At 71.8% G+C, this 12,924-nt stretch carries 14 protein-coding genes and 1 riboswitch; of the genes, 2 read left to right on the forward strand and 12 right to left on the reverse strand.

Annotation, left to right across the window (positions count from 1 at the left end):
* Positions 1–140 precede the first annotated feature (140 nt).
* A complete protein-coding gene (locus tag LQF12_RS08170) occupies positions 141–923 on the forward strand; it encodes a DeoR/GlpR family DNA-binding transcription regulator (protein ID WP_231055458.1) in 783 nt (260 codons plus the stop codon).
* A 16-nt stretch (positions 924–939) separates the two neighbouring features.
* On the opposite strand, the gene LQF12_RS08175 is transcribed toward LQF12_RS08170, so the two are convergent.
* From LQF12_RS08175 to LQF12_RS08205, 7 genes are read right to left on the reverse strand one after another with little or no spacing between them, the layout of a single operon-like run.
* Positions 940–3,729, reverse strand: a complete 2,790-nt coding sequence (locus tag LQF12_RS08175; RefSeq protein ID WP_231055459.1) for a DEAD/DEAH box helicase — start codon at positions 3,727–3,729, stop codon at positions 940–942.
* A gap of 13 nt (positions 3,730–3,742) precedes the next feature.
* A complete protein-coding gene (locus LQF12_RS08180; RefSeq protein ID WP_231055460.1) occupies positions 3,743–4,687 on the reverse strand; it encodes a diacylglycerol/lipid kinase family protein in 945 nt (314 codons plus the stop codon).
* Positions 4,688–4,705: 18 nt separating this feature from the next.
* Positions 4,706–5,503 (reverse strand): twin-arginine translocase subunit TatC, encoded by a 798-nt coding sequence (gene tatC, locus LQF12_RS08185; RefSeq protein WP_231055461.1) that lies wholly within the window; start codon positions 5,501–5,503, stop codon positions 4,706–4,708.
* Between the two features lie 32 nt (positions 5,504–5,535).
* Positions 5,536–5,805, reverse strand: coding sequence for a twin-arginine translocase TatA/TatE family subunit (locus LQF12_RS08190; RefSeq protein ID WP_231055462.1), 270 nt, complete (start codon positions 5,803–5,805; stop codon positions 5,536–5,538).
* Between the two features lie 46 nt (positions 5,806–5,851).
* Entirely contained in the window at positions 5,852–6,181 is a 330-nt protein-coding gene (locus LQF12_RS08195) for a hypothetical protein (RefSeq protein ID WP_231055463.1), read from the reverse strand.
* Positions 6,182–6,190: 9 nt separating this feature from the next.
* Complete coding sequence (locus LQF12_RS08200; protein ID WP_231055464.1) at positions 6,191–7,204, reverse strand: helix-turn-helix transcriptional regulator; 1,014 nt, start codon at positions 7,202–7,204, stop codon at positions 6,191–6,193.
* Positions 7,204–8,154 (reverse strand): helix-turn-helix transcriptional regulator, encoded by a 951-nt coding sequence (locus LQF12_RS08205; protein ID WP_231055465.1) that lies wholly within the window; start codon positions 8,152–8,154, stop codon positions 7,204–7,206. The genes LQF12_RS08200 and LQF12_RS08205 overlap by 1 nt, the downstream gene beginning before the upstream one ends.
* A gap of 32 nt (positions 8,155–8,186) precedes the next feature.
* Here LQF12_RS08205 and LQF12_RS08210 point away from each other — a divergent pair, with 32 nt between their 5' ends.
* Positions 8,187–9,323, forward strand: coding sequence for a DUF3866 family protein (locus LQF12_RS08210; RefSeq protein WP_231055466.1), 1,137 nt, complete (start codon positions 8,187–8,189; stop codon positions 9,321–9,323).
* Here the strand turns inward: LQF12_RS08210 and LQF12_RS08215 are convergent.
* From LQF12_RS08215 to LQF12_RS08235, 5 genes are read right to left on the reverse strand one after another with little or no spacing between them, the layout of a single operon-like run.
* Entirely contained in the window at positions 9,252–9,725 is a 474-nt protein-coding gene (locus LQF12_RS08215) for a PH domain-containing protein (protein WP_231055467.1), read from the reverse strand. The two genes, LQF12_RS08210 and LQF12_RS08215, sit on opposite strands and share 72 nt — an antisense overlap.
* 5 nt (positions 9,726–9,730) lie before the next feature.
* Positions 9,731–10,579: an ATP phosphoribosyltransferase gene (gene hisG / locus LQF12_RS08220; RefSeq protein WP_231055468.1), complete on the reverse strand. Its 849-nt coding sequence runs from the start codon at positions 10,577–10,579 to the stop codon at positions 9,731–9,733.
* 52 nt (positions 10,580–10,631) lie between these two features.
* Complete coding sequence (locus tag LQF12_RS08225; protein ID WP_231055469.1) at positions 10,632–10,895, reverse strand: phosphoribosyl-ATP diphosphatase; 264 nt, start codon at positions 10,893–10,895, stop codon at positions 10,632–10,634.
* Between the two features lie 10 nt (positions 10,896–10,905).
* Entirely contained in the window at positions 10,906–11,907 is a 1,002-nt protein-coding gene (locus tag LQF12_RS08230) for an ABC transporter substrate-binding protein (protein WP_231055470.1), read from the reverse strand.
* Positions 11,901–12,680, reverse strand: coding sequence for an ABC transporter permease (locus LQF12_RS08235; protein ID WP_231055471.1), 780 nt, complete (start codon positions 12,678–12,680; stop codon positions 11,901–11,903). Before LQF12_RS08235 ends, LQF12_RS08230 begins: the two co-directional genes overlap by 7 nt.
* Positions 12,681–12,764: 84 nt before the next feature.
* A riboswitch (FMN riboswitch) is annotated at positions 12,765–12,888 on the reverse strand.
* Positions 12,889–12,924: the final 36 nt, after the last annotated feature.

The following is a 12,924-nucleotide window of genomic DNA, read 5'->3' on the forward strand; positions in this document are numbered from 1 at the left end:
AGTGCTGTCGGCGTGTCGGTGAGACGCCGGGCGATGAGATGTGCAGGCCGTAGTCACGCGTGTCACAGCAACCCCACCTGACACCTATGATCGGCCACAGGGCGCAGGTGGGGCCCCCCGACGCAGAGACGGAGACGGCAGTGCTGGTAGCCGAACGGCGGGCGCGGGTGCTCAGTGCCGTGCACGCCCAGGGGGCGGTGAGCGTGACCACCCTGGCCGTGGATCTGCAGGTCAGTGCCATGACCATCCGGCGTGACCTGGAGGCCCTGGCCCGGGACGGTCTGCTGGACAAGGTGCACGGCGGCGCGACCGCACGCCGGAGCCCCAGCGCCGAGGAGGTCGGCTTCGAGGCCAAGGCCGGGCGAGAGCGCGCCGAGAAGGACGCGATCGCCTCCCTCGCCGCCTCGTTGGTCGAACCGGGGATGTCCGTGGGCCTCTCGGCCGGTACCACCACTTGGGCCCTGGCCCGGCGGCTCCGGACGGTGCCACGGCTGACGATCGTCACCAACTCGCTCCCCATCGCGGACCTGCTGCACACCGCACCCCTGCCCGGGGAGTACGAACCCGCCGGAGTGGTGCTCACCGGCGGGGTGCGCACCGCCTCGGACGCCCTCGTCGGCCCGGTCGCGGTGGCGGCGCTCGCCCAGCTGCACTGCGACATCGTCTTCCTCGGGGTGCACGGGATGGATCCCGACGCCGGCCTGACCACGCCGAACCTGCTCGAGGCCGAGACCGACCGGGCGCTGATCGCCGCGGGAGGCTCCGCCGTCGTGGTGGCCGACCACACGAAGTGGGGGACGATCGGGCTCACCACGATCGTGGCACTGGACCGGATCGACCACGTCGTCACCGACGGCGGGATGGACGCCGACGCGCTGCAGCGCCTGCGGCGGCACGTCGGTGGAGTGCACGTGGCCGAGTGACACCCACCGTCTCCCGCTACCAGGTCCCGTGGGCCACGATCCCGCGACGCACGGCCGCGATCGCCTCGCGCGCGGTCTCGCGCAGCCCCGGCGTGGGAGCGGCCACCGCCACCTGATCGAGCAGGTCGAGCACCTGCCGGCTCCACCGCACGAAGTCACCCGCAGCGATCGGGGCGGTGTCGAGCACGGCCGAGAGGGATCCCCCGCGGGCCCACGTGTACATCGGCCGCACCAGGCCCAGGTCCACCGGTGCGGACGGGCTGAGACGATGCTCGCGCTCGAGGTTCTCCAGCCGGCGGGAGGTCCGGACCGTTTCCCGGACGGCGAGGGCCAGGGGCCCCTCCGGCGGGCCCGGCGGGGTGGGTGGGACGGCAGGTTCCTCGCCACGGGACTGGTAGAGCACGATCGAGGCCACGGCCGCCAACCCGGCGGCATCCACATCCGCCCAGGCTCCCGAGCGCAGGCATTCGGCCAGCACCAGGTCCCGCTCGCAGTAGAGCCGGCGCAGCCATCGGCCCTGGTCGGTGACGACGGTCCGGTCCTGCGCCCCCTCCAGGTATCCCAGACTGCCCAGCACCTGGCAGACCTTGTCGAAATCGCGGGCGATCGAGGCGGTCCGGCCCTCGATCCGTCGCAGCAACGCCTGGTGCTCACCCTCGAGGGTGGAGCGGCGCCTGGCCCAGCGTGCGTGGTCCTCCCGCTCGGCACACCCGTGGCAGGGGTGATGGCGCAAGCGGTCCTGCAACTCGTTGAGCGTGCTGTCCGTCGCCGCGACCGACGGCGGCCTGGCGCGCGAGGGGGTCTCGTTCGCGAGGGCGCCGAGCGCGTTGCGCATGCTCGCGGCCAGATCGCGGCGCTCGGCCGGGCGCCGGGAGTTGAAGTGTTTCGGGATGCGGATCCGGGTGACGGCCTCGGTGCCGTAGGGGACCTCGGCCACCGGCATGCGCACCAGCCGTGGCTCGCTGGTGAGCAGTGTCAGCGGCGGCGCCTCCAGGCCGCCCGGCGCAGGCTGTTCCAGCACCACCGCGAAACCGGCGCGACGTCCGGCCGGGATCTGCAGGACGTCGCCGCGGCGCAGGCTGTGCACCAGGCCCTGCGTCGCCTCGCGGGCGCCCCGGGACCGGCTCCGGGAGAGCTCGCTCTCGCGTTCGCTGATCGCGCGTCGCAGCCCGAGGTACTCCTGGATGTCACCGAGATGGCACGACATCGCCTCGGAGTAGCCTTCCAGGGCCTCGCTCATCGACCGGGCCTGCCGCGCCAGGCCCACCACGCTGCGATCGGCCTGGAACTGCGCGAAGGAGGTCTCCAGCGTCTCCCGTGCCCGGGTCCAGCCGGTGGTGGAGATCAGGTTGACGGCCATGTTGTAGGTCGGGCGGAAGCTCGAGCGCAGCGGGTAGGTGCGCCGTCCGGCGAGGCCGGCCACGCCGACCGGGTCCACGCCCGTGGCGTAGAGCACGACGGCGTGCCCTTCCACATCGATGCCGCGCCGGCCGGCACGACCGGTGAGCTGGGTGTACTCCCCCGGTGTGATGTCGGCGTGGCCCGTGCCGTCCCACTTGACGAGCTTCTCCAGCACCACCGAGCGGGCGGGCATGTTGATGCCCAGCGCCAGCGTCTCGGTGGCGAACACCACCTTGACCAGGCCGGCGGCGAAGAGCGCCTCGACCGTCTCCTTGAACACCGGCAGCAGGCCCGCGTGATGGGCCGCCACGCCGGCCAGCAGCGCCTGCCGCCAGGCCCAGTAGTCGAGCACCTGCAGGTCATCCGGCGGGAGGTTGCCGCAGTGCCGTTCGATCTCCGCGTCGATGAGCTCACGCTCGGCCGGTGAGGTCAGGGCGATACCCGAGGCGGCCACCTGCTGCACCGCCGCCTCGCAGCCCACGCGGGAGAAGATGAAGACGATGGCCGGGAGCAGCCCGGCGCGGTCGAGCTGGTCGACCACGAGAAATCTCGGTGGCACCCGCACCGGGCGTGAACGTTCGCGCACGGCCCGGCCGCCCCGGCCCGGCCCGCGCCCCTTCCGGCGGCCGCTGCCCCGGGAGGGGCCCGAGCGCTCCACCTCGCGGATGGACTCGGTCAGGTCCGGGTTGATCGGCGGGTCCACACCCGGGTTGGTGGGATCGACGTGCGAGCCGTAGAGGTCGTGGATGTCCCGGCCGACCATGACGTGCTGCCACAGCGGCACCGGGCGGACCTCGGAGACCACGACGTCGGTGCTGCCGCGCACCTCGGTGAGCCACTCGCCGAACTCCTCGGCGTTGGAGACCGTCGCCGAGAGCGAGGCGATCTGCACGCTCGAGGGCAGGTGCAGGATCACCTCCTCCCAGACGGGCCCGCGGAACCTGTCGGCGAGGTAATGCACCTCGTCCATGACCACGTAGCCGAGCCCGGCGAGGGTCGCGGAGTCGTTGTAGAGCATGTTGCGCAGCACTTCGGTGGTCATGACGACCACGGGAGCCTCGGAGTTGACAGAGGTGTCACCGGTCAGCAGACCGACGGCGTCGGCTCCGTGCCGCGCACGCAGGTCGAGGAACTTCTGGTTGCTCAGGGCCTTGATCGGGGTGGTGTAGAAGGTCTTGCGGCCCTGCTGCAGGCCCAGCGCGACGGCGAACTCCCCCACCACCGTCTTGCCCGCGCCCGTGGGCGCGGCGACGAGGACGCCCCTGCCCTCCTGCAGCGCCTGGCACCCCTGGATCTGGAAGTCGTCGAGCGCGAAGTCCAGCGTGCGGCGGAACACCGCGAGCGGGGTCTCCTGCTCGACCTGTCGCTGCTTGAACGCTGCGTACCGCTCGGCCGGGCTGGTCATGCAGCCAGGCTACCTACGGTTGCGCCGGGGCGAGCAGTCGGAGGCCCCCGGGGCGGACCCGGGCCCGGAGCGGCAGGCGGCCGAGGAGCTCGCCGTCGGCGTAGACCGGTGGCGGGGTGGCCGCTCCGGACCACGCCTCGAGGACCACCTCGCGGGCGCGGACGATCTCCACCCGGTCCGATTCCACGTGCCGGCCCGAGTACACCTTCGGAAAGAGACGCAGGAGTGCACCTCGCCCCATCGCATGGCCGATCACCACGTCCATCAGGCCGTCGTCCGGGCGCGCGCCGGGAGCGATCCGCATCCCCCCGCCGAAGGAGGTGGCGTTGGCGAGGGCGACGAGGGTGGCCGGCAGCTCCCGGGGCGTGCCGTCGATGGTGATCCGGTAGCCGTAGGGCCGGAAGGTGGCGAGCTCGCCGAGGACGCCACGCACGTACCGCCCGCCGCCGCGCGGCCACCGGAAGGAGTTGGCGCGGTGGTTGACCGCGGCGTCGAAGCCCGCGGACAGGACGCAAGCGGTCCATTCGATACCGGTCTGGGCGGCCTGACTCTCGCCGTCCGGAAGATGTACCTGCGTGCCGATCACGTCCAGCAGGCGAGGCGGCCGCCCCAGGCCGTCCAGCACATCCGCCACGGCCCGGCTCACGTCGTGCACCGACAACCCCAGGTTGCGCGCGAGGTCGTTGCCGCTGCCCACCGGCACGATCCCGAGCGGCGTGGTCGTCCCCGCGACGGCGTTCACCCCGAGGTGGGCCATCCCGTCCCCACCGACCGCGACGACGGCGTCCAGCTCCCACAGCGAGCGGCGCACGCGCGCCAGTGCGTCGACCGCATCACGGCCGGACAGATCCAGGATCTCGTGACCACTGCGGCCCAGCAGCCCGAGCACCTCCCGGCCGCCGGCCTCACCCCGGCCGTGCCCCGCCGTCGGGTTGACGAGCACGCCCACTCTGCTCACGGTCGGTGCCCCGCCTGCTCAGCGCTCGGCGTCGGCCGAGGACGAGGCACCGTCCGCGAGCGCGTCGTCGAGCTCGGCCTCCTCCTTGGCGGACTTCCGCGCCCGCCGCCGGTCGTTCAGCAGGCAGATCCCGACCGCGGCGAAGTAGAGCACCACGATCGGCAGCGCCATCAGGATAAAGGTCACGACGTCCGCGGTGGGCGTGGCCAGGGCGGACAGCACGAAGATCACGATGACCGCCCAGCGCCAGCCCTTCAGCCAGGTGATCCCCTTGACCACCCCGAGGAAGTTCAGCACCACCAGGATCAACGGCAGCAGGAAGGCGAACCCGAAGATCAGCAGGAACTGCATGACGAACTTCAGGTAGTCCGTGACGCCGATGAACAGCGAGGAGGTCTCGCCCTCGGGCACGAACTGGGTCAGCAGGATGTAGGTGTTCGGCAGCGCGAGCCAGGCCATGTAGACGCCGCCGGCGAACAGCGGCACGCCCGCGCCGATGACGGCGAGGGTCCAGCGCCGCTCGTTGTGCTTGAGCCCCGGCGCGAGGAACGCCCACAGGTGGTAGATCCACCACGGGCAGCTGACGATGAGGCCGAGGAAGCCGGCGACGCGCAGCTTGATGTCGAAGCTGGAGGCCACGCTGTCGAAGTTGAGGGTGGCCTCGACGCCACGCGCACGCAACTCCTCGACGGGTTGCTGGAGCAGCCCGTAGATGACGTCGTAGAGGAACCAGCCGCCGATGGCACCCAGCAGGATGCCGATGAACGCCAGAACGAGCCGCTTGCGCAGTTCACGCAGATGATCCCCGAGGGGCATCCGCCCCTCGGGGTTGTCCCGACCGGCCACTGTCAGGTGGTGGTGTTCTCGTCGGTGCGCCGCTGCTCGGTGCTCTGCGAGGTGGTGGTCGAGGCCTGCTCGGTCCGGTCCCTGCGCTCGCCGGGCTCGGCGTTCTTGTCATCGATGGAGACGTCGGTGTCGTCCTGCAGCTCCTTGATCTCCTTCTTGAAGACCTTGAGCGACTTGCCGACGTTGCCGGCGATGTCCGGCAGGCGGCTGGCGCCGAAGAGCAGCAGTACCAGGCCGATGATCGCGATCCAGAAGACGGGGTTCTTCAGCATGTGCGGTTCCTTCGTCGGAATATTCGTGGCGGTCGGCGGCCGGTGGTCACAGGGGCATCCCGATCGCCCGCCATCTGTCCAGGGTACGCCTTCGGCGCGCCCGCAGCCGTGCAGCACGTGCGGCGAGGTTCGTGGCGCGGGTGCTGCGCCACTGATCCCGCTGCTCCTCGGTGGCCGCCAGGTGCGGGCCGAACCTGGGGTCCTCGCGCAGCCGCGCCAGCTCGGCGAGACGTTCGTCGAGCCGTTGCATCACCTCGGCGCTGCGCCCGGCCTCCGCGTTGAGGGCCTTGAACGAACGCCAGAGACGACGAGCGATCACGAACAGCACGAGGAACGCCCCGAGTACGAGCGCTGTCCATACGGCTGACCAGATCACTCCCCCAGCCTAGGCCACGGAGCCGGGTGAGGTGGAGGTGTGCCCGCCGAGTCCTGCCTGCTGGTAGGCGGCCAGGGCGCCGCGGGCCCGCGCGGCCAGGCCGTCGGCCACGTCCGCGGGCTCGACCGCGCGGACATCGGCTCCGAGCCCGAGCAGCAGGTTGTGCAGCCAGGCCAGGTCCACCACGTCCAGCTCGACGGCGAAGTCCCCCTCTCCCAGCTCCTCCACCGTGCTCACGGGGTACTGCTCCGCCACCCAGCGCGCGCGCGGTGCAAGCACCAGGCGCACGTGCCAGGGGGCCCGGGCGAGGGTCGGCTGCGCCGATCCCGGCAGCGCGACGTCATGGTCGGGAGCGGGCGAGTCCAGCACGGTGGCCTCGAGCATGCGATCGAGCCGGAACTGGCGCAGTCCGCCGGCGCGGTGACACCACGCGAGCAGGAACCAGCGGTGGGAGTCGGTGAGCAGCTGGAGCGGGTCGACCACCCGCTCGCTGACGGTGTCCGAGGCGGAGACGTAGCGCAGCGCGAGCTGCCGGCGCTTCTTCACGGCGCGGCGCACGGTCGGCAGGTGGTCGGCGGAGTCGGCCCCCGAGCCACTGGCGGAGTGCACCTCCACCGCCCCGACGGACTCCGCGGCCTGGCCGGCCGCCGCGGAGAGCTTGGCGGTGGTGGAGGCCAGCACCGCGTCGTCGGTCAGACCCGGGGTGGCCTGCAGCGTGCGCAGCGCCGTGAGCAATGCGAGGGCCTCGTGCGGCCCCAGTCGCAACGGACGATGCATCCCCCGGGCGTCGGTGAGGGTGAGGCGGTTCTGTTCGTGGTCGTCGGCGGCGAAGTCGATGAGGTCACCGTGCAGGTAGCCGGGCGTGCCCGAGACCCAGAGGGTGTCCACGTCCTGGAGCACCTGCCCGGCGCTGACACCGAAGTGCTCGGCCACCTGCTCGACGGGCACGCCGGGGTGGTTCTCCAGGTAGGCGATCAGTGCGAGCATCCGCACCATCCGGTCCCCGGCGGTCTCGGCTGCCATCAACGCCCTCCCCAGGTGGTGGCCGCATGCAGCCGCTCGAGGACCGCCGAGCGGAGTTCCTCGGGCTCGAGCACCAGCACGCTGTCGCCGTAGCCGGCGACCTGCTCGGCGAATCGGTCGACGTCGGTGATCCGCAGGCGCACGACGTCCCGATCGGCGGGCGCCAGCGGGTGCGTCGCCGGCTCGGCCCGCGTGCGCAGTGCGGAGGCACGTTCCGGGGCCAGGGCGAGGACCACCTCGGTGGTGGTGACGGCGGGGACCTCGATCTGCTCGGGGATCTGGACCGTTGCCCGGTCACCGATCCGCTGGACCGTGGAGGTGATGCGTGAGAGCCGGAACGAACGCTGCGCCTGACGGTCGCGGTCGAAGCCGATCAGGTACCACCCGCGGTCCTTGGCGACCAGACGCCAGGGTTCGACGGTGCGCTGGGCCGTCGTGCCCGTGCGGGCGGTGCGATAGGTGAACCGGACGGCGATCCGGTCGGTGATGGCTTCCAGCAGCTCGGCGAACGCCGCATCCGGCCCGCGCACGCGCAGCGCCAGGCCGGCGTGCTCGCCCGGGTCGCTGAGGTCGCTGACGGCGCGCAGCTTGGTCAGACCCCGCCGGGACTCGGCGGCGAAGGAGGAGTCCTGCCAGACCTGGGCGGCCAGGGACAGCACCCCGACCTCGGCCGGGGTGAAGTCCACCGGCGGCAACGTGTACTCGCCTGTGTCGATGCGGTAGCCGACATCGTCCTCGTGGGCGGAGTCGGTGAGGGTCAGCAGCGGGATGCCGAGGGCCCGCAGCTGGTCCTTGTCACGCTCGAACATCCGGTCGAAGGACTCGTCCGAGGCGGCGTCGGCGTACCCGTTGACCTGACGGCGGATCTCTGCCTTGGTCATCCGGTGGCGAGTATGGCTCAGCGCGATCACCAGATCGAGGAGGCGCTCAGCGGCCGGGACGCGGTCCATGCGACCCAGGCTAGCCGCGATACCTTGCTGGTGTGATGACATGGCGGGACGGCGTGGTGCGCAGCACGGGCCGGCGGTGGCCGGGTGCGGTCGAGCTCGAGGTCGAGGTGAGCGAGCCGGTCGGTGAGGCCGGCAGGCTCGTGCGCGCCCTTGCCTATCCGGAGCTGGTCGGCGACCCGGGCGTGGGGACGAGGGTGCTGCTCGCGACCGGTGCCCTGGCCAGGGGGCTGGGCACCGGGGGCTATGCCTTCGTCGTGGCGTGCCCCGACGACCTGCCCTCCGATCCCCCGATCCGGCCCGGGCATCTGGTCAAGGCCCGTTACACCCCGATGCAGGCGCTGGTGCTGGGAGCGGACGAGCAGGAGGCCCGCAGCCACGCGCTGCTGGCCGACGCCGATGACCTGGGCGCGCTGCCCGTCGTCGTGGCCGACCTGCACTCGGCGCTGCCGGCGATCGTGGCGGGCGCACGCCACGAGGCCCTCCGCGCGGGCCTGCGCCCGCCGCGGGTGGCCTATGTCATGACCGACGGCGGTGCGCTGCCGGCCTGGTTCTCGCGCACCGTGGCGTCGTTGCGCGAGCAGGAGTGGCTGGCCGCCACCATCACCGTCGGGCAGGCGTTCGGCGGTGATCTGGAGGCGGTGACCGTGCACTCGGGGCTACTGGCGGCGCGACTGGTTGTCGGGGCCGATCTGGTCGTCGTGGCGCAGGGCCCCGGGAACCTCGGGACGGGCACCCGCTGGGGGTTCTCCGGTGTCAGCGCCGGTGAGGCGATCAACGCCGCCGGAGTGCTCGGCGGGCGTCCGGTCGCGAGCCTGCGGGTCTCCGGCACCGACCCGCGGGAGCGGCACCGGGGGGTGTCCCACCACAGCCTCACCGCCTACGGTCGCGTCGCGATGCACCCCTGCGACGTGGCCGTGCCCGAGCTGGTGGGCCCGCTCGCGGCCCTCGGAGACCTCGTGCAGCAGCACGCGAGCGAGCTGGCCGCGCGGCACCGGCTGGTGCCGGTCGGAACGGACGGGCTGCACGAGGCGCTGGCCGGCGCACCGGTGCGCCTGTCCACCATGGGGCGCGGACTCGAGGAGGATCCGGGTGCGTTCCTAGCGGCTGCCGTCGCGGGCGTCCATGCCACCAGGCTCATGGCGGGCGACCAGCGCGGCGAGCCGGCGTGAGGCCACGCGCGCATGCTCGCCGTCGACGCGCTGGATCGCCATCACCGCGAGCACGGTGCCGTCGGTGAGATCGAGCTGTACCCAGTCACGCTCACCGAAACGGACCGAGACGATCTGCTCCCAGGCGAGGCGCTGACGCCGCAGGACGTTGCGCACGAGCAGGCCCTGCTGGTCGGGGATGGCAGCCACGCTGGCGTGTAGCCACAGGAACAGGGCCACCGCGGCGGCCAGCACGCCCGCCGTCAGGTGGAGCAGGAGCTGGGAGCCGGGCAGGCGAACGGTCAGCACCACGAAGACGAGGTATCCGCCGAGCACCCAGACGATGATGCCGAGGCTCACCCACCGGGTGGCACGAGGGCGGAAGGGCGCGTACAGGTCCTCCGCTCCTTCGCGCTCGCTCATGCTCGCTACAGCCGGCTGGCGTGGATGCCGGTGACGATGATGGCGCGTGCCCCCAGCTCGTACAGCTCGTCCATGATCGGGTTCGTCTGGTTGCGCGGGACCATCGCACGCACCGCCTTCCACTTGTCGTCGTGCAGCGGCGAGACCGTGGGTGACTCCAGTCCCGGGGTGATGGCCACGCAGGCCTCCACCCGGTCGACCGGGCAGTCGTAGTCCATCAGGACGTACTGACGGGCGACCAGCACCCCGTGCAGCCGGCGGTCCAGTGTGGCCAGCCCCGGCTTCGGCTCTTCGCCGTCATCGGGGCGGATGAGCACGGCCTCCGAACGCAGGATCGGCTCGCCGAAGACGTGCAGACCCGCCGCACGCAGGGTGCCGCCGGTCTCCACCACGTCGGCCACCACGTCGGCGACCCCCAGGCGCACGGTCGACTCGATCGCGCCGTCGAGGCGGACGACATGGGCGGTGATACCGCGCTCGCGCAGGTAGGTGCCGACCAGGTGCGCATAGCTGGTGGCCACCCGCTTGCCGTCGATGTCGGCGAGGGTCTGCACCTGCTCGGGCGGCCCTGCGAAGCGGAAGGTGGAGCCGGCGAAGTTCAGAGCTCGGTGTTCGATGGCCCGGACGCCGGAGTCGAGCAGCAGGTCGCGGCCGGTGATGCCGGCGTCGACGACGCCCTCGCCGACGTAGACGGCGATGTCGCGGGGGCGCAGGAAGAAGAACTCGACGTCGTTCTCCTCGTCGGGCAGCACCAGCTCGCGGCCGTCCCGGCGCTGACGGTATCCGGCCTCGCGCAGCATCTGGCTGGCGGGCTCGGACAGGGAGCCCTTGTTGGGCACGGCGATTCTGAGCACGGGGGTCCTTCTTCTCACGTGGTGGCGGGGGTCTGGCGCGTGGTTCCGGTGCTCACAGGTGCTCGTAGACGTCCTCGGGCGTCAGGCCCCGGGCGAGCATCATCACCTGCAGGTGGTAGAGGAGCTGGGAGATCTCCTCGGCCGTCTCCGCCTCGCTCTGGTACTCGGCCGCCATCCACACCTCGGCGGCCTCCTCGACGATCTTCTTGCCGATGGCATGGACGCCGGCGTCCAGCTCTGCGACGGTGCCCGAACCCTCCGGGCGGGTCCGGGCCTTGTGCTGGAGCTCGGCGAAGAGGTCGTCGAAGGTTTTCACGCCGCAGAGCCTACTGGTCTTCGGCGAAGGCGTCGGTATAGGCCTCCCCGGGCGGCACCGGGGCGGAGGTCAGCTCGACCCCGGCCAGGAACTCCGACATCTCCGCCCAGGGCCCGCGATGGACCCCCCACCCGGGTCCGGTGCTGCCGTAGAGCGGCACCGTGGCCGCCATGGTGGCGGACATGATGGCCTCCTGCTCCGCGTCGACGGTGCCGGGGATCTCCTCGATGGCGGCGTCCACGCCGGCCTGCGGGTCGGCGGCGATGTCCTCGAGGGCGCGCCCGACCGCCTCGACGGCCGCGCGTAGCGCCTCGGGCTGCTCCTGGGTGAGGGCGTCGGTGGTTCCCATGCCGATGCCGACCAGCGGCACCTCCCCCAGCTCCACGGCGCGCACGTCCAGGCCGGTGGCGGCGAACTGCGGGACGTCGTTGTTCCGGTAGCCCATCACGGCGTCGACGTGCCCTTCGGAGAGAGCACTCTGCTGGGTGAAGCCGATGTACTCGATCTGCACGTCCTCCTGGCTCAGGCCGGCCTGGTCGAGCATCGCGAGCAGCCCGAACCAGGTCTCACCGAAGGGTCCGGGCACCCCGACGGTGCGCCCGTCCAGGTCGGCCGGTGCGGTGAGGTCGGAGTCGTCCGGCACGATCAGCGCGACGGGGTAGGTCTCGTACAGCGTTGCGATGCTCACCACCGGGATGCCGGAGTCGCGCGCCTGCATCATCTCGTCCCCGCCGGCCACCACGACGTCCTCGGTGCCGTCGGAGAGCGCGCCGAACAGGTCCTCGGACTCCCCGTGGTGGCGCAGCGTGACGTCGACGCCGGCCTCGTCGAAGTAGCCCCGCTGCGCGGCGAGGTAGAAGGGGGCGAACTGCACATTGGGCACGTAGGTGAGCCCGATCGTCAGCTCCGCGTCGGCCGGGGCGTCCCCCGCCTCCTCGGGCGGCGCACAGGCCGCCAGCGCGGCGGCGACGAGGGCGAGGGCAGCCGGCAGGCTGCGGTGGATCTTCACCATCTGACCTTTCTCTCCCAGGCTCGGACGAGCACGTAGAAACCGACCGCACCGGCGGCCAGGACGAGCAGGGTCGTGAACATGCCGACGGTGTCGGAGCGGTCACGGTAGATCGAGAGCAGCAGGCCCAGTCCCTGGCCGCCCATGACGAACTCGCCCACCACGGCGCCCGTGATCGACAGGACGAACCCGTTGCGGACGCCGGCGAGCACTGCCGGCAGCGCGAGCGGTGCCTCGATGTGGGCGAGCAGGCGCCATCGTCCGGCACCGTCGAGACGGGCCGCACCGAGGATCTCCTCGTCCAGCGTGGTCAGGCCGAGGGTGGTGTTGACCACGATCGGGAAGAAGACGAGGAGCGCGCACAGCAGCGCCACCGGCAGCAGGCCGTAGCCGAACCACAGCACGATCAACGGGGCGAGCGCGACGGCGGGGATCGCCTGCGTGGCGGCCAGATAGGGGCCGAGCGCGGCGGAGGCCAGTCGCGACCGGGCCAGCAGGTAACCCAGCGGCAGGGCGACGGCGAGGCCGATCAGCCCGCCGAGCAGGCTCTCGGTGGCGGTGGTCGCGGCGTAGCCGATGATGTCGCCGTCTGCGATCTCGGCGACCAGGCGTACCGCCAGGGCGCTCGGTGCGGGTAGCACGCGGGTGGGCGTCAGCACGGCGAGGAGCTGCCACAGCAGCAGGCCGGCCGCCCCGAGGACCAACGGGGCGAAGACGGAGGATCCGACCAGGTCGGCGGCGTCAGCCGGTCGCGACTGCGTCATCCTGCGTGCCACGGCGACTCGTCCTCTCCCCAGCCATACCCGGGGTGGACGACGTGCGCGGCGCGCGTCGACCGACGGCGTCATGTGTCATGACACCGCGTGCTTCCTCCCATCCGGACTTTCACCGTCGGTCCCGGAGTTCCACCAGGTCAACCGATCTTGCGATCGGGTCGCGGACTGTCACCGCCGGCTCGGACTTTCACCGACCCCGGAGCACGTTGGTCTCTGGTCCTATTCTGGCACAGGCGACCGGGTG

Source organism: Ruania suaedae (genome assembly GCF_021049265.1).
GTDB classification, from domain to species: Bacteria; Actinomycetota; Actinomycetes; order Actinomycetales; family Beutenbergiaceae; genus Ruania; species Ruania suaedae.

Bases quoted from the DNA above. Each gene is read 5' to 3' on its own strand.
- LQF12_RS08175 (WP_231055459.1), bottom strand. From the start codon at position 3,729: ATGACCAGCCCGGCCGAGCGGTACGCAGCGTTCAAGCAGCGACAGGTC.
- LQF12_RS08215 (WP_231055467.1), bottom strand. From the start codon at position 9,725: ATGAGCGAGCGCGAAGGAGCGGAGGACCTGTACGCGCCCTTCCGCCCT.
- LQF12_RS08230 (WP_231055470.1), bottom strand. From the start codon at position 11,907: ATGGTGAAGATCCACCGCAGCCTGCCGGCTGCCCTCGCCCTCGTCGCC.
- tatC (WP_231055461.1), bottom strand. From the start codon at position 5,503: ATGCCCCTCGGGGATCATCTGCGTGAACTGCGCAAGCGGCTCGTTCTG.
- LQF12_RS08205 (WP_231055465.1), bottom strand. From the start codon at position 8,154: ATGGACCGCGTCCCGGCCGCTGAGCGCCTCCTCGATCTGGTGATCGCG.
- LQF12_RS08200 (WP_231055464.1), bottom strand. From the start codon at position 7,204: ATGGCAGCCGAGACCGCCGGGGACCGGATGGTGCGGATGCTCGCACTG.
- LQF12_RS08190 (WP_231055462.1), bottom strand. From the start codon at position 5,805: ATGCTGAAGAACCCCGTCTTCTGGATCGCGATCATCGGCCTGGTACTG.